This window comes from Rhodococcus sp. WY5, from assembly GCF_018588185.1.
GTDB lineage: Bacteria > Actinomycetota > Actinomycetes > Mycobacteriales > Mycobacteriaceae > Rhodococcus_F > Rhodococcus_F qingshengii.
This window is the reverse complement of the sequence record NZ_JAAMPR010000001.1, coordinates 977003-993194: the sequence shown is the minus strand read 5'-3', so window position 1 is coordinate 993194 and position 16192 is coordinate 977003. Positions and strand designations below refer to the sequence as shown.

Below are 16192 nucleotides of genomic sequence, written 5' to 3'. Positions count from 1 at the left end.
CTCGATGACGACACCGAAGACCAACGCGGTCGAATTCGATACGTCCGGGCTGGACGTATGGACCGATCCGGAGCACTTCGAGGTGACAGCCGAGCGCATCGCCGAATATGCCGCTGCCACAAACGACCCCATCGAGCGACACCTGAAAGGCGAGATCGCTCCGCCGGTCTTCGCGGTGGTACCCGTCTTCATGTCGATGGCACCCGCTGCGCTGTCGGTGGCGCCGGTCGAACTGCTGATGAAGCTCGTTCACGGTGAGCAGGACTTCCTGTTCCACCGTCCGATCTACCCCGGTGACCACCTTGTCGCTCGTGCCAAGCCCATCGGATTCGAGGGCCGGGACAACGGATCCACCGTCGTCATCTACGTCGAAACCAAAACCGACAAGGGTGAATTGGTCAACGAGCAGTGGATGACGGCCTTCTTCCGCAAGGTCGACGCGGGCCCCGGACTTGGCGAGAAGGCTCCCGAACACCGATTCGACGACGCTCTTCGCGCTGGTAGACCCGCAGCGGTGGTGAACCAGCACATCGACGAGGACCAGACATTCCGGTACTCACCGGCTTCCGGCGATCCGATGCCGATTCACCTCGACGAGGAGATCGCTCGGATGTCCGGTCTCCCCGGAATCATCAACCATGGACTGTGCACGATGGCGTTCACGTCGTGGGGAGCCCTGACCGAACTGGCAGGCGGCGAGACCGAGCGGTTGCGCCGTCTCGCAGTGCGATTCGCGAAACCCGTACTCCCGACCCAGGACATCGAGACGGTGTTCTACAAGTCGGGTTCGGCAGACGGAGCCACGTCGTACTCGTACGAAACCAGCGCGGTCGGTGACCTGGTCATCAAGGACGGCCTCGCGGTCATCGCCGACAAATGAGTCTTCATGTCCGACAACTGAACTGATGGGAATTTGAACTGATGGGAAGTCTCGACGGTCGCGTAGCGATCATCACCGGAGCAGGACGCGGCATCGGCCGTGAGCATGCGCTGCTCTTCGCTCGTGAGGGTGCGAGCGTCGTGGTCAACGACCTCGGCGGCGCAAACGACGGTTCCGGTGCAGATGCCGGCCCCGCGCAGCAGGTAGTCGACGAGATCGTTGCCGCAGGCGGCAAGGCCGTTGCCAACACCGACAACATCGCCACCTGGGACGGTGCCGAGGGCCTCGTCAAGCAGGCCGTCAGTGAGTTCGGCCGACTCGACGTCCTGGTCAACAACGCTGGCATTCTTCGTGACGCCTTCATCGCGGGTATGGACGAGAGCCAGTGGGACGCAGTCATTGCCGTGCACCTCAAAGGGCACGCAGCGACACTGCACCACGCTGCCGCATACTGGAAGGACCAGAGCAAGGCAGGCGAGACCGTCAACGCTTCGGTCATCAACACTGCTTCGGCTTCGGGTACCTTCATGCCCAATGCGGGCCAGGGCAACTACGGTGCAGCCAAGGCGGGCATCGCAGCCCTGACGTTGGTGGCCGCTGACGAGCTCGATCGATACGGCGTGCGCGTCAACGCAATTGCGCCGATCGCGCGTACTCGACTGACGCTGGCGACACCCGGTATGGGTGCGCTCTTCGCGGCCGAGGTCCCCGAGGGTGAGTTCGACGCGTTTGCGCCGTCCAACATCTCGCCGCTCGTGGCCTATCTCGCGGCGGCGGACTGCAAGCTCACCGGCAAGGTGTATGCCGTTCAGGGTGGGGCCATCACGGAACTCGCCGGCTGGCACGGTGTGAACACCATCGAGAGCGAGGGTCCCTGGACCACCGCTGACCTCGCAGAACGACTGTAAGCGCATGGCACGCAACGCATACGAACTCGGCCTCGGGCTGAGTGAGGAGCACACCGCGCTTGCAGATTCGGTGCGCTCCTTCGCCGAGCGCACCATCACCACCGAGCAGGTACGCGCGGCCGTGGAGTCGCGGACCGAGGACAAGTTCCCCCAGTTCTGGACGGCACTCGTCGGGCAGGACCTTCTCGGGCTCGCGGTTCCGGAAGAGCAAGGTGGTCACGGCGCCGGCCTGCTGACCTTGGCGGTGGCACTGGAAGCATTGGGCCGCACAGTCTCTCCCGGCCCGTTCGTTCCGACGGTATTGGCAAGTGCCGTTCTCGGTGTCGCCGATTCCAAGGCGGGACCCGAGTTCCTGCCCGGTCTGATCGACGGAAGTCGTACGGCAGCAGTCGCCTTGGGTGCACCGTTGGCGGCCGAGTCGTCGGACGGTGGGTACAAGATCACGGGCGCACTCGACGGTGTGCTCGGTGGTGAGCACGCCGACGTACTGCTGGTTCCGATCCAGTTGCCCGAGGGCGTTCGCTACGCGGTGCTCGAGAGCAGCGCAGTCGCGATCACCGTTCAGGACAGCATCGACGTGCTGCGCGGTAGTGCGCGGATCGAAGCTGACAATGTTCAGATCAGCGCCGAACGGATACTCGACGGTCTCACCGAGGCGCGGGTACGGTCCATTGCCGCAGTCGTTCTCGGCGCCGAAGACGTCGGTGTCATGTCCTGGTGCGTCTCCACTGCATCGGAGTATGCCAAGACGCGTGTGCAGTTCGGGCGACCCATCGGTCAGTTCCAGGGCGTCAAGCACAAGTGTGCGCAGATGGGCATTGCGCTCGAGCAGGCACGCGCCGTTGTGTGGGATGCGGCAAGCGCATTGGACAAGGGCGACGACACGGCAGATTTTGCCGCCGACATCGCCGCAGTCATCGTGCCGGACGCCGCAGTGCAGGTAGCGCAGGACTGCGTGCAGGTCCACGGCGGCATCGGCTTCACGTGGGAGCACGACGCCCACCTGTACTACCGGCGCGCGCTCTCGATCCGCGGCATTCTCGGTACCCGCGAGGATCGTGCCAACCGTGTTGCGCAGCAGGCACTTGACGGTGTCAGCCGGGCTTCGGTTCTCGAACTGCCGCCGGAGGCAGAGGAGATCCGCGGCGGCATCGCGGCCGAGCTTGCCAAGTTGGTCGAGCTCGACGAGGACGACCAGCTGATCGCGCTCGGCGACGGCGGCTGGGTTCAGCCTCACCTGCCGAAGCCGTACGGGCGCGGCGCCGCTCCGCTCGAGCAGATCGTCATCTCCCAGGAAATCAAGGCTGCCGGTATCTCGATGCCGCAGCTTCTGATGGGAACGTGGGCAGTGCAGGCCGTCGTGGCACATGGTTCGGACAAGCAGAAGCAAGAGCTGGCCGTGCCTACCCTGCAGGGTGAGCTGGTGTGGTGCCAGCTCTTCAGCGAGCCCGGTGCTGGTTCCGACCTTGCGTCATTGTCCACGAAGGCCGAAAAGGTCGACGGCGGTTGGAAGATCACCGGTCAGAAGATCTGGACCACGGTTGCGCAGTTCTCCGACTGGGCAATGCTGATCGCCCGCACGGACGCCACCAGGCCGAAGCATCAGGGCATCACCTACTTCGTGCTCGATATGTCGACACCGGGCATCACCGTCCGCCCGCTGCGTGAGATGACGGGCTCGGCGTTGTTCAACGAGGTGTTCCTCGACGACGTGTTCATCCCCGACGAGAACGTGGTCGGTGAGGTCAACGACGGGTGGAACGTCGCCCGGACGACGCTGGCCGGCGAGCGCGTCGCGCTCAGCCAGAAGATGGAGGCGTACGCCTCGGACTCCGATCTGCTGAAGTTCGCGAAGTCGGCAGACCTGAGCCCGATCGGACGCTACCGTGTCGGCGAGCTGGTTGCGGAGAGTCAGGCGATCGATCTCATCGGTTCCCGCGTTGTGCTCAAGCAACTTTCGGGAATCGACGTGAGTACGACGTCGAGCGTCGGCAAGCTGTTGGCGATGAAGATCAGCCAGTCGATTGCCGAGTTCGTCGTCGCCGAACTGGGTGCTGCCGGAGCGGTCAGCATCCCAGGGCAGCCAAGCGACAAGGCGATGGAGCAACTCATTTCGGGCCGCGCCACCACCATTTACGGCGGCACAACCGAGGTGCAGCTCAACGTGATCGGTGAGCGCATGCTCGGATTGCCGCGAGACTGAGGGTATTTACCGGCGAGGCTCAGTCCTGGATTCTTCTCCAGGGCTGAGCCTCTTCCAGTTCGAAGGCCAATTCGAGGAGTGTGCGCTCGTCGCCGAGATCGGCGGAGAAATGCGAAGCCAACGGCAAACCGTTGCTGGTCTGATGCATCGGTAGCGAAATCGCGGGACCACCGGAAATGTTGTTGAGCGGTGTGAACGACGTGTACGCGATCAACTTGTCGAAAAGCTCCTCGAAAGGCTGAGCGGGAGAGAGGTATCCGAGCTCGGGGGTGGTGTGCCCCAGAGCCGGCGAGAGCACGACGTCGTACTTCAAGAACATGGCGCTGTACTGCTGCTGGAGCCGTCGCAGACGGTAGAGCACGCGCGGCGTCTTCACCAGGTTCTTCCGGTACAGCGTGTAGAGGCCCTTGGTGAGATTGTCGGTGCCGGACTTGTCGAAGTCGGGTCCGAGCATTTGTTTGCCACCGGTGGAGATGGCAAACGACAGAAAGCCCCAGTAAATGCTGAAGTCGTCGATGAATTCGGGGCCGACGGGCAGTGCTGCGTCCTCGACATGATGGCCAAGGCTTGCAAGGAGTTCGGCCGTAGCTTCGACGGACTTGCGCGTCTCGTCGTCCGTCTTGGTGACGGTGACGGAATCGGCGATCACGCCGACGCGCAGGCGGGTTGAGCTGGGTCCTTCGATCAAGCGAACCGGTGCGAGTCGCGGATTGCGGTAGTAGTTCTCAGCCGCAGACATCCATCGTGCAGTGTCGCGAACAGTGCGAGTAACGGCGCCCTGGGCGATCAACCGGATCGGCATCGACTTGTCGGCCGGATCGGCGATGGTGCGTCCGCGAGTGGGTTTGAGTCCGACGAGTCCGCAGGCAGCGGCGGGAATGCGAATCGATCCACCGCCGTCGTTGGCGTGCGCCATCGGGAGTACGCCGGCAGCAACAAGCGCGGCTGCGCCTCCCGAGGAAGCGCCCGACGAGTACGCCGGATTCCACGGGTTGTGCACGGGTTCTTCCGTCATGTATTCGGTGGACGCACTGAATCCGAACTCGGGCAGTCGGGTCTTGCCGATCGAAATGGCCCCGGTGGAGAGGAACTGCTTCGCGAAATCGCTGTCGGCTTTGGCGGGGATCGCGGTGAAGGCGGTACTGCCCTGCTGGGTGGGAAGGCCGGCGCTGTCGGTGTTGTCCTTGATCGCGGTGGGGACACCGGCAAAGACGCCCTTGGCGGGCCGGTTGCTCCTGGCGAGGGCACGATCGAAATCAGTGCAGGCCAGACCGTTCAATTGCCCCTGCACTGCCTCGGCGCGGGCGATCGATGCCTCCATGACTTCCCGTGCGGTCACCTCGCCTGATTCGATCCGGGCGGCGACGCCGGTGGCGTCGAGGTCGCCCAGGGCGTCGTCGGTGAAAGCGTGGATGGGGGTGTTCGCGGTCATGGGGATCCTTGTCAGGCGGAGGCACTCAGGTCGTCCGTCCAGCATATTGGACGGACGACCCCTGAGTGGCGCTATCTGTGGATTGCGGTATCAGCTACCGAAGATCGTCACTGCCTGCTCTGCTGCCTGCGGCGCCTGCTGGAACACTCCCTGTGGGATGAACTGCTGCGGAATGAACTGCTGGGGGCCCAACTGCTGGAAGTTCGTGACCATCGGGTGGATGACGTTGTTGAATACATCGTTGAACATGTGTTGTGTCCTTCGGTTACAGCGTTTTCGAACTTCTGACTCCATCGACACTAAGCACGGTTCTGACGAGTTTCAACGAAAATTGCTGATACACAGGCAAGTTCAAGTTCATTGCCAGCTGGGGGCCAGGAATCGGTCTTCCTTCACAGCTTGGACGCTGCGCCGTGCAGGTTCTTGGCTGTCGGGGAGGTCTCGACGGATTTGGGGTCGGGATACGTGCCCAGTACGCGATCGGCCGTTCCCGCGGTGGTGACGGTGAACCAGTAGTGTTCGTTCTTGAAGTGGTGGTTGCGGTGATTGCGCCAAACCGACCGGTAGAGAGCAGTTTTCGGCTTGTAGTCACTGTGGATGAGGAAATGTGTCCACTCGTAACCGAGGCCGAGCACGGAAATGAAGGTCAGGAACGTCAGACCGAGTTCGACGCGGGGAAATGCCAGGAGGGCGACGGCTGTCAGAACGGGAATCACGATCAGGAGCGTCTGCCACGGGATGAAGATGAGTGAGACGGTTCGCGGCGCAAAGTGGTGTTCCCGATGGCTGCGCGCCAGCCGTGAATCGAGTGTGACGCCGGCAATGGTTCGTGGCTTCCAATGAAGAACGAAGACGTGAATGATCCACTCCACGAAGGGGAATGCGGCAAGCATCACGAGCGGAACGAGGGCGTCGGTGATCTGCCAGTTGCCCACTGCGATGCGCGCCGCCGCGGCGGCCAGCAGCATGGTGCCGATCATCCACGGCGTCGGTGACTTGCGGAACGTCCGTGCCGCATCGGCGAGAGTAAGAGGCTTGCTCATGGTTTCAGTCCTTCCAGGAAGGTGAGAGCGTCGCCGATTGCCGTCGTGCCGGTGTGAAGGAGCTGTGCGGCTGACGCCTCGGCAGTTGGCTCGTCGTTTGAAGTGATGGCGGAGGCCAGTTTTCGATACAGGTCGGTCTGGCCGACTTCGGCGACCATGACGGATGCAAGTGCAGTCATAGCCGGCTCGTATGCAGCCCGAAGGCTGTTGAAGATCAAACGGAAGGCAATGGAATCTGCGCTGTCGACGACGACGTCCCAGAACGCCAGAGCGCGGTCTTGCAACTCCACTGGATCTTCGGTGGCGCCTAGTTGATCAACGGCCGTGTCGAGTTCTCGGGCGGATTCCGCGGAGATGCGACGGGCGGCCAGCACAGCGATCTGCGGTCCCATCAACTCGCGAGTTTCCAGCACGCTGCGCACCACGCTCAGGTCGGGGACGCCGTCGCGCACCAGCAGCTGGGGGAGAAGTTCGGGTCCGGCCTGGCGTCGAAAATCGCGCACCGACGTGGACTCGCCCTGGCGGACCTCGACGAGTCCGGCCTGGGCGAGCTTCTGAATTGCCTCGCGGACTGCGGGCCGCGAGACGCCGAATGCCTCGGCGAGCTTGCGCTCGCTGGGTAGTGCCTCACCCGCAGCCAGCTCTCCGGCCAGCACTTTCACCGATATCTGATCGAAGACTGCGCCGGAGGCCGAGGTACGTGCAACGGGTTGGAACATGTACCGACCGTAATCCGCTTCTCGGTAAGAGGTCAAGTGGTAATACCAGTTCAACGATTGGAGGCTTGGCGCGAAAGAGATATGTCTTGGCCAAGAGGCTTCACCGTAACGGCGCAGGTGAGAGTAATTTTAGGTAGCCCTAATTCGGATAACCGTCAGGAAACCCATGACATCGCTCCTGTTACCGACTCCAGATACCGATGCAGAGTTCGCTCGCATCACCGCTGCCCTGACTCGACGCGGCTTTCTCGGCGGAAGTGCCGCCGCGCTGTCCAGACTTGCTCTCGTCGGATGCAGTAGTGGGGAGGGCGGGGACGGTGCGGACGACGCAACTCGTACTGTGCAGACGCACTACGGATCCGTGGATGTTCCCGTCGATCCGCAGCGCATCGTCGCCGTCTCATACAACACCCCGTGGCAGTTGCAAGCCGTCGGCGCCCGACCCGTGGCGACGCTCGACTACAGCGCTTACATCGACCAGTTCACCCCGACACAGCAGAAGTTCATCGACGGCTTGTCCACGGTGGGGGTTTTCCTCGAGGTCAACCGCGAAGCCGTCGTGGCTGCCGCGCCTGATCTCATTGTCGGCGATGCGTACGAGATCGACGAGGACATGTTCCGCGAGCTCTCGAAAATTGCTCCGACAGCGGTGTATTCGGGCACGAACCGATCGGATTGGCGCGCTGTCGCCGAGGGTGTCGCAGACGCGGTCAACAAGGGTTCGGCATTGACGTCGAATCGCGAGAAGTATCAGGCGATGCAAGAGCGAATCCGCACCGAATACGCCGCGCAGCTTGGCGAGAATCGGTGGGCCCAGGTTGCTATCGGTGGTTCGGAAGGGCACTTCTCCATCTTGTATCCAACCGGAGTGACCGGCGCGATGCTCGCCGACCTGAACGTGACCCGCGGCGAATTCATCCCGGACCTGCGCCCAGCCACCGGCTTCGAAGCCTTCCCGCTCGAACAACTCGAAATGCTGCGGGACGTCACCGTCGTCATCTACCCGAAGCAGCCGAACGGAACTGATTCTGCAGGAATGAAATCCGTCTTCGCCAGCCCGCTGTGGAGCCGCATTCCGGCAGCAGCTTCGGGCCGGGTATTCGGAATCAGCACTCAGGTCACCGACTACGGCACTGCAATCAATTGGCTCAACGAACTCGAAACCGGCGCTTTGGAGGCACTTTCATGACATCACTTCTATTGCCCAGCGCTGACACCGATGCCGAATTCGCTCGCATCACCGCAGTACTTACCCGACGCGGTTTCCTCGGAGCCGGTGCCTTGGCGGGGATCGGATTGCTCACGGCCTGCGGAACCAGCTCCGGTGAATCGGCCGAGGGTTCGATGCGCACCATCAACACGGCTCTGGGGCAGGTGGAAGTGCCCACCAACCCGCAACGGGTGGTCAGCGCCGATTACTACACGGGCCCCGCGATGTTCGACGCCGGGTTCACACCGGTCGGATTGCCGGTCGACTACGAGAACGCCGACGGCGTCCCGGAACCCTATGCGTCCGCTCTGCGGTCTCTCCCGAAGGTGGGACGCTGGTACGAGCCCAACGCCGAGGCGATAGCGGCTTTGTCTCCCGACCTGATCGTGATGACCAACCTGCTGTCGGAGAACAACCCGGATCTTTACGAGCAGATCCGGTCGATCGCACCGACCGCGGTTTTTGCCGAGGACGGGCAGTACGCATGGAAGGAGCGCGCCTTCGGAGTCGCGGACGCGCTGAACCAGAGCGCGAAGGTTCAAGAGTTGGCAGATCGGTACGAGGCGCGGATCGCCAAGTTCCGCAGCGACAACGCTGATGTGCTGAGCAAGGTGAAGGTCGTCTACACCACGTACTTCGAGGAGAGTGGTTTCTCGCTGTACTCGCCGACCAAGTATCAGACGACGGTCATCAGCGAGGCCGGGTTCCAGTTCAACGACCGTTCGCTCGCAATTCCCGCCGGCAGCAACGAGTGGTTCCCGAGGGAGCAGTTGGAGCTACTCGACGAGGCCGACGTCATCATCACCAACAGTGGCAAGGGCCCCATCAACGAGAAGTTGGCGAACGACACCATCTTCCAGCGTCTGCGCGCCGTCAAGAATGATCAGGTGTACTCGTTCGACTACGAGGGCGTCGCGTCCTTCGGTTGGGCCCTGACATTCCTCGAGCAGTTCCAGCCGATCGCTGAGGAGATCAGAGCCAAGCTCTGATCTCCTCAGCAATCAAGAGGACGCCGGCGTCACCACATTCAGCTTCGGTTGATGCTGGTCGGTGTATGCCCACGGGCGGATCTTCTCCAGTGCTTTGCCGATCCGGAACACGGTCGGTTCGTCGTACGTATGGCCGACGATCTGGACGCCCGTGGGAACACCGTTGTGTGCGTGTCCACTCGGCACCGCCAATACGGGGCACCGATTGGCGACGTTGAACGGCAATGTGAGAAGTGCTTCGGCGGTGGTGTTCACGTGCTGACCCGCCACAGTGAGGCCGTCGAGCAAAGACTCGCCTGCCGGGAAGGCGATGGTGCCCGAAGTCGGGCAGATCAGCGCATCGAATGGAGCCATCGCCTCGGCGAGCTCTCGTTGCATTTGGGTTTCTTTGCGAAGGCCGTCCAGAAATGACATTTCCGCAGCGCCCTTCGACGTGATCGCGACGTTGTCGAGCGTGTAATCGGCAAGAAGATCACCGTGGACGCGAGCAACTTCCGCGACGGATGCACCCATGATCGTTCCGAAATGGACTTTCACCGCTGCTGCCATCGAATCACGAGTCCACGGCAACTCGATCTCCTCGACGATCGCGCCGGCATCGACCAACGACTGTGCGAGAGCCCGTGTGTTCGCCTCGATGTCAGGTTCGATGGGGAAGTCACCGAGCCGCAGGCACAGGGCAATTCGCATTCCCTCGACCGACGGGTACTCGTGTGGCAGCGTGATCGCCGGCTTCAGCGAAGAATGGTCACGCGGGTCCGGCCCGATCAGAACGTTGGCCAAAAGAATTGCGTCGTCAACAGTTCGGGCCATCGGACCGTCGCCACGGTAGGAATCCATGGACAGCGGGGCGACTCCGGCGATACGCCCGTACGAGGCCTTGAGGCCGACGGTGCCGGTAAAGCCTGCCGGGCCTCTTGTCGACCCGCCGATGTCGGATGCTGTTGCCAGAGTAGTAGTTCCGGCGGACAGTGCGGCGCCGGCTCCGCCGGAGGAGCCGCCGGGACTGTAATCGAGGTTCCAGGGATTGCGGGTCACGCCCCACAAAGGAGAGTGTGTGAACGCCGCGACGCAGAATTCCGGTGTCGTCGTGCGTGCGTGAATCAGGCCGCCTGCTGCCAGAACTCGGTCGATCACGGGTGCGTTCTCGCGGGCGATGTTGCCGCGCCCCGCCAGAGAGCCTTCGGTCAGCGACTTTCCGGCAATGGAGTGTTTTTCCTTGGCAGCTACCGGAATTCCCTCCAGCGGCCGCGGGTCGGGTCCTTGGCCGCGATACCGGCTCTCGGCATCCCGGGCGCCTGCGAGTGCCTCGTCGAACATCTCTTCGGTGAAGGCATTGATGTGAGGTTCGAGCTTCTGGGTTCGGTCGATGATTGCCTGTAGCAGTTCGACCGGAGACAATTCCCGCGCGCGAAAGTGAGCAATGGCTTCGGTGGCGCTGAGGTAGTGCAGTTCGTCTGACATGGCGTTATCTCCCTGGGACAGTATGTGTGGGAATCACGCGCTCCGCGCAAGGGCTCCCAGCGCGGCCGCGGTCATGGCTGTAACACCTTCGGGTAGGGCCGCGGCGGGATCTGGGGCGAAGCGCGGTGAATGATTCGACGGCGTGCCGGGTGGTATCCGTCCCTCGGTGAGCGCGGCAAGGGCGGTTCCGTCGAAACTTTGAAGTGCCGTTCCGCCGAAATGCCAGAATACGGAGGGGCATTGGGCGGCGGTGCCGAAGATGCCGAAGTCCTCGCTACCCGAAAGTGGTTGTGACAGAGTATGCATTCCCAAGCCGGCCTGTCGCAGGTCGGACATCACCGTGGACGTGGCGTCCGGAGTGTTGACCGTGGCCGGAAAGCCGTTGTACGCATGAACGTCCGGCTGTTCGACGGCGCCTGCCCCGTCAGCTTCTGCGCGAGCGATCCTGCCCACCGATTCGAGCATGTGATCTCGCGACGACGCACTGAAAGTTCGCAGGCTGAGTAGCAGTTCGGCGTCGTCGGCAATGATGTTCGCAGCTGTGCCGGCGTGCAAGGCTCCCACCGTGAGCACAGGTGCTGTCGGGGTTGCCGCTTCATGAGCCACCAGACTTTGAATGCGCAGCGCGAAAGACGCTGCCATCAACAAAGGGTCGATGCATGCGTACGGTGAGGACGCGTGTCCACCACGGCCGTGAAAGACCACTCGTATCGTGTCGGATGCTGCCATCAAGATGTCGGGTTTGCTGACCAACATCCCCGCCGGAGTCGGGCCCACGTGCTGTCCCAGACAGAGGTCCGGTCGCGGGAAGCGGTCGAAGATTCCGTCGTCGACCATCGCACGAGCGCCGGAGCCGGTCTCCTCGGCAGGCTGGAAGACCGCGACAACAGTCCCGGTGATCGATGTCGGATCCGCGGAAAGTGCGGCGCACGTGGCAAGTAGCGCGGTTACGTGGACATCGTGGCCACACGCATGCATGACTCCATCAGTTCTGGAGGCGTAGGACAGCCCGGTGTCTTCTGCCACCGGCAACGCGTCCATGTCGGCGCGTAGCAGGATCACCGGACCGCTGCTCCCTTCGAGAACACCGACGACACCCGTACCGCCGACCCCGACCGTGACGTCCCAGCCGCCGATTCGCCGAAGTTCCTCGGCAACAATTGCGGCGGTGCGAGTTTCGTCGCCGGACAACTCGGGGTGTGCGTGTAGGTCCCGGTAGAGCTCGAACCAGTGCGGCTCGACGGTTCGCAACCGCGACGGGTCTCCGAACTCGAGATTCGAAAGCAGTTGATTCATGGTTGATCTTCTTTCAGTTGGCGGTTTTCAGTTGCACCAGGTTCAGCATCTTTTCTCGGGTTTGTGGTGCTGCCATGACCGCGACGATCGCCACGACGGGCCCGAGTGCGAGCGATACGAACGCCGCTGACCAGGAGAGATGGTCCACGATGAATCCGAATACAAGCGGTGCGACTATTCCGGCGACCATGCCGCCGAAAATGATCATCGACGACGCGGCCCCGACCACCGAAGAAGGCAGAGCCCGCAGGGGCAGTGCAAAACACGGCATGAAAGCGAAAGAGGCAGCGGCAGATCCGAGGGTGACGAGAACGACGAACAAGGCCGTGTTGGAGGCGAAAGGAATCGAAACGAGCATCACGATGCACGCGAGCATGGACGGCACCACGACGACACGACTGTTGCCTGCCAGTCGATCGGAGATTCGCCCGCCGATGACGGTGGTCACGGCGGCCACCACGGTAGCCGGAATCAGAAGGAGGCTTGCGCTCGAGAGGGCGATTCCACGTTCGTCATGGAGGTACGACGGAACCCACGACGACATCCCCCAGATCACGAAGTCGTATCCGAAGAACATCAAGGCGAAGAGCCACATCGCGCGGGAGCGAAGTACGGTGCGCATGTTGTCCCAGGAGGAATCCGGACCGTGGTCGTTCTCCGCCGGAAGTGCCGGCGGGAGCCACAACTTGATGCTGACGAGCGAGAGTACGCCGAGCGCCGCGACGGCCAGAAACATTCCACGCCAGCCGATCAACGGGAGAAGTGCTGCCGCAACAACGATGGCAAGAAGCGTACCGACGGCGTTGGAACTGTTCATCCATCCTGTGGCAGTGGCACGTTGCTCCGGGATGCTCCGCTCGGCAACGAGCTTTACTGCAGCTGCCGGAAACACGCCCTGCGCGAGACCGAAGAGAAAGCGAACAACCAGAAGCGTCCCGAACGACCAGGCAAGGGCAGTCAGGCCGGTGAAGACACTCCACGCCACCAATCCGATCAGAGCCATCCGGACTGCGCCGTATCGATCGGCGAGCAGTCCACCAGGCAGTTGGGCCAGCGTGTATGCAATGAAGAACGTGGAGATGATCAATCCGCGCTGGGAGTAGTCGAGATCGAACTCCTCACCGAGCAAGGGGAGAGCGAGGTTGATCGCCAGCCGATCTATGTAGTCGATCGCGTACGCGACGAACAGCAACGCGACCGTGACTTTGGTGGAGCGAAGCACTGGGCCTCCAAGTGGTGAACCTGTGAAGTGATTCACATATCTTTGGCAAACAGGCAGGGATCACCGACCAGAATGCAGTAATCCGGCAATATTGGGCCGATGAAGCCGGAATCCGACGCATTTGTCATCGCGGAATCTGATCTGGAGATCATCAATGCACTTCAGCTCAACCCCCGCGCGTCGTGGACGCAGTTGTCGTCAGTGCTCGACATGGATTCGACGACGATCGCCCGCCGGTGGCGTCGCCTCGTCTCGAACGGTCATTCGTGGGTCAACGCGGTCGCAATCGGTCGAACCCACATATTCGGCTATCTCCTGATCAGGACCACACAGGATTCCGTTGCCGACGTGGGGGAGCTGTTACGTCAACTCTCCTGTGCCTATCTGTTGGCCAGGACGGAAGGCGAGTACGAGTACTTCGTCGGAGTCGTGGCCGCCGACCACAAGAGTTTGGACGCCTTGGTGTGTGAGCACCTTGCCGCCGATCCTGGAATTCTGTCGATCAGAAGCCGGGTCGGGGTGAAGGTGTACCGGGACGGGTTCAGCTGGGAGCCGGGCGCTCTGGGGCAAGCGGGTCGGGCTCAGCTGGCAACGGCATCGACAAAGGGCGCTGCGGTGCCGGCAGATCCGACAGAGTTCCGCGAGTCCGACGGTGCCCTGTTGGAGGCGCTCGGCCGTGACGGACGTGCCAGCTATGCGCGTCTCGCCGCGATTTGTGGAACGAACGAGACTGCGATTCGACGGCACTTGGCCCAGCTGACTGCATCGCGACAGTTGATTTTCCGCTGCGATGTCTCGCAACAGGCTGTCGGTTCACCGTTCGAAGTGATCTTCGATGTCGCTGTGGACGGTTCCACCGACGAACTCGGCAATCTTGTGTCGAGTTGGCCGGAGATCAGATTGTTGGTGGCGACTACCGGAACAGCGAACATGTTGATCAGCGTGTGGCTGAGCAGCCTCGCGCAGAGTCTTGTCGTCGAGGATCGACTCCGCCGAATCGGTAGTGTGCGGATCCTCGATCGACGTGTCTCGCTGTACCCGATGAAGCGGTTCGGGCAGCTACTCGGACCGAGCGGAGTGGCGGAAGGTCATGTCCCGGTCGCAATTTGGGGCGCCGGCGACGTTATTCGTTGAGCGTCAGTCGATCGGCGTCCGATTGTCGTCGACGAGGTGTGTATCGGAGTCGGTCGCACGGGAGCGCTTCCAGATCATCCGTGCCAGCGCACCCAGTACGGACACTGCCAGGACAACGCCACCGCCGATGATGCCGGCCGACGAGTCGGGGAAGATGCCCTCGAGCAGCAGCCAGACACCGAAGACGAAGAACAGCACCGCGGCGCCGATCTTGATGAATCCGTCCGGAAGGTGCTTGCCCAGCACGGAGCCGACGATGATGGCGAGAGCGTCGGCCGCCACCATGCCTACCGTCGACCCGATCCAGACGCCGATCCAGTCGTTGTCAGTCGCAAGGGTGATGGTGGCGAGCATGGTCTTGTCGCCGAGTTCTGCCAGGAAGAAGGCCGAGGCGACGGCGATGAAGGCGGATCGCGTGACGCGACCGGCCTTGTTCTGCTCGTCGTCGGTGAGATCGTCACCGCGCAAGGTCCAGAGGCCGAAGATCAGGAAAGCGATACCGCCGACGATGGAAATCGCCGCGGTGGGGAGGGCGACGCCCAGGTAGTGGCCGACGGCGACCGAGACGAGGTGAACAAGGGTGGTGGCGACGGTGATTCCGCCGAGGACGACCCACCAGCGATAGCGCAAGGCAAACGTCATTGCCATCAGTTGGGACTTGTCACCGAGTTCTGCGACAAAAATGACGCCGAAACTCAAAAGTATTGCGGCAAGCAAGATTTACTCCTCCGGTCGGTGTAGGTCGGAGGAAAAATGCGAGCCTCCGGCCTGGGCAGGCGCAGTGGGTGCGCTTGTCCGGCCGAAGGTCTCGCCCACCGAGGCCACAGGACCTTCGGTTCGCCAGGCCGGGTGCTTCGCGATCCGCACCAGGCGGAGCGCGTCGAACCAGTATGTCGACACGGGCGATTGGGGGCTACTCCCCTTCGTTGCTGCCCACGTTAGCGCGCCTGAAACGAATTGGCAAAGCGCACAGCAAGTTTGGGAGTCCGAACTTATCGCTTACCGGGGCCGTCACGAGGCGAGGAGCATGGCCAAAACAGCGGTGTCGGGATCGCTGATCGGATCGATGCCGACACGACTGATCATGGAGACGACTGTGCCGTCCGGCTCAGCCTCGACCCACGCCGCACGATGCTCCAAACCCAGATAGGGAAGGCCTGGCAGCAGTACACACCCCGACGCGCTGCCCTCGCATTCCGGCAGGCTGGGCGTGGTTTCCGACGGTGGGTGCAGCATAATCAGCGCCGGTGGCTGATGGTCGGAGAAACGGCCGGGTGTCAAGGCGAAATCGCCGAGTACCGGACCTTCGGCAACCACCAGGCCGACGGTGCCCGGCTGCGGATCTTCGGGAACGTCTTCACGGACCCCGAAGACCGTCGTGGTCGGCAACAAACCTGGCATCGAGGCCACGCGGACAGCCAATGCGAGAAGCTGCGCCCACTCCTGGGTGGTGTCCGGCCAACGACCGGAAATGACGAACCCCTGCAGAGACCCAGCGGCTTGGAACGGAGAAATGCCTATTGCTTCGTTTCTGTTCATTTCTGTTCCTCCCTCGGTGCTGGGGCAAATCTCGGGCAGACGCGCATGCGTCGGTCCGGCACACCTCGTTGGGTAATCGAAATATGCACCCATTCGGTACTGGCACACAAGAGAGGGAGAGTGCCAGCCAGGTTTGCGCTGGTGAGGGCGGTG

15 protein-coding genes are annotated in these 16192 nt (G+C 62.3%); 6 read left to right on the top strand and 9 right to left on the bottom strand.

Annotation, left to right across the window (positions count from 1 at the left end; translation table 11 throughout):
* Positions 1–4: 4 nt before the first annotated feature.
* From G4D79_RS04515 to G4D79_RS04505, 3 genes are read left to right on the top strand one after another with little or no spacing between them, the layout of a single operon-like run.
* The gene (locus G4D79_RS04515; protein WP_030535857.1) at positions 5–880 is read left to right on the top strand and encodes a MaoC/PaaZ C-terminal domain-containing protein; all 876 of its coding nucleotides are present in this window, start codon (positions 5–7) and stop codon (positions 878–880) included.
* A gap of 41 nt (positions 881–921) precedes the next feature.
* A complete protein-coding gene (locus G4D79_RS04510; protein ID WP_007735961.1) occupies positions 922–1788 on the top strand; it encodes an SDR family oxidoreductase in 867 nt (288 codons plus the stop codon).
* Positions 1789–1792: 4 nt separating this feature from the next.
* Positions 1793–3991, top strand: coding sequence for an acyl-CoA dehydrogenase (locus G4D79_RS04505; RefSeq protein ID WP_099696840.1), 2199 nt, complete (start codon positions 1793–1795; stop codon positions 3989–3991).
* 19 nt (positions 3992–4010) lie between these two features.
* Here G4D79_RS04505 and G4D79_RS04500 read toward each other — a convergent pair whose 3' ends face one another.
* The 4 genes from G4D79_RS04500 to G4D79_RS04485 form a co-directional block, all read right to left on the bottom strand.
* A complete protein-coding gene (locus G4D79_RS04500) occupies positions 4011–5423 on the bottom strand; it encodes an amidase (protein ID WP_099696839.1) in 1413 nt (470 codons plus the stop codon).
* 90 nt (positions 5424–5513) lie between these two features.
* Positions 5514–5672, bottom strand: a complete 159-nt coding sequence (locus G4D79_RS04495; protein ID WP_003944172.1) for a hypothetical protein — start codon at positions 5670–5672, stop codon at positions 5514–5516.
* A gap of 143 nt (positions 5673–5815) precedes the next feature.
* Entirely contained in the window at positions 5816–6466 is a 651-nt protein-coding gene (locus tag G4D79_RS04490; RefSeq protein ID WP_003944185.1) for a sterol desaturase family protein, read from the bottom strand.
* Positions 6463–7185: a FadR/GntR family transcriptional regulator gene (locus G4D79_RS04485; RefSeq protein ID WP_058038072.1), complete on the bottom strand. Its 723-nt coding sequence runs from the start codon at positions 7183–7185 to the stop codon at positions 6463–6465. The genes G4D79_RS04490 and G4D79_RS04485 overlap by 4 nt, the downstream gene beginning before the upstream one ends.
* Positions 7186–7351: 166 nt before the next feature.
* On the opposite strand from G4D79_RS04485, the gene G4D79_RS04480 reads away from it, so the two are divergent.
* Both G4D79_RS04480 and G4D79_RS04475 read left to right on the top strand, forming a co-directional pair.
* The gene (locus tag G4D79_RS04480) at positions 7352–8374 is read left to right on the top strand and encodes an ABC transporter substrate-binding protein (protein ID WP_099696838.1); all 1023 of its coding nucleotides are present in this window, start codon (positions 7352–7354) and stop codon (positions 8372–8374) included.
* Positions 8371–9384 carry an ABC transporter substrate-binding protein gene (locus tag G4D79_RS04475; RefSeq protein ID WP_099696837.1) on the top strand — a complete coding sequence of 338 codons (1014 nt, stop codon included), beginning with the start codon at positions 8371–8373 and terminating at the stop codon, positions 9382–9384. The genes G4D79_RS04480 and G4D79_RS04475 overlap by 4 nt, the downstream gene beginning before the upstream one ends.
* Before the next feature lie 12 nt (positions 9385–9396).
* On the opposite strand, the gene G4D79_RS04470 is transcribed toward G4D79_RS04475, so the two are convergent.
* From G4D79_RS04470 to G4D79_RS04460, 3 genes are read right to left on the bottom strand one after another with little or no spacing between them, the layout of a single operon-like run.
* The gene (locus G4D79_RS04470; RefSeq protein ID WP_099696836.1) at positions 9397–10848 is read right to left on the bottom strand and encodes an amidase; all 1452 of its coding nucleotides are present in this window, start codon (positions 10846–10848) and stop codon (positions 9397–9399) included.
* A 33-nt stretch (positions 10849–10881) separates the two neighbouring features.
* Positions 10882–12144 carry an amidohydrolase gene (locus G4D79_RS04465; protein WP_099696835.1) on the bottom strand — a complete coding sequence of 421 codons (1263 nt, stop codon included), beginning with the start codon at positions 12142–12144 and terminating at the stop codon, positions 10882–10884.
* Positions 12145–12157: 13 nt separating this feature from the next.
* A complete protein-coding gene (locus G4D79_RS04460) occupies positions 12158–13366 on the bottom strand; it encodes an MFS transporter (protein ID WP_099696834.1) in 1209 nt (402 codons plus the stop codon).
* A 99-nt stretch (positions 13367–13465) separates the two neighbouring features.
* Here G4D79_RS04460 and G4D79_RS04455 point away from each other — a divergent pair, with 99 nt between their 5' ends.
* A complete protein-coding gene (locus G4D79_RS04455; protein ID WP_099696833.1) occupies positions 13466–14500 on the top strand; it encodes an Lrp/AsnC family transcriptional regulator in 1035 nt (344 codons plus the stop codon).
* Positions 14501–14503: 3 nt separating this feature from the next.
* Here G4D79_RS04455 and G4D79_RS04450 read toward each other — a convergent pair whose 3' ends face one another.
* Together G4D79_RS04450 and G4D79_RS04445 are read right to left on the bottom strand one after the other, a co-directional pair.
* Complete coding sequence (locus G4D79_RS04450; RefSeq protein ID WP_019746358.1) at positions 14504–15217, bottom strand: TMEM165/GDT1 family protein; 714 nt, start codon at positions 15215–15217, stop codon at positions 14504–14506.
* Between the two features lie 294 nt (positions 15218–15511).
* Positions 15512–16039: a hypothetical protein gene (locus G4D79_RS04445; protein WP_003944138.1), complete on the bottom strand. Its 528-nt coding sequence runs from the start codon at positions 16037–16039 to the stop codon at positions 15512–15514.
* Positions 16040–16192: the final 153 nt, after the last annotated feature.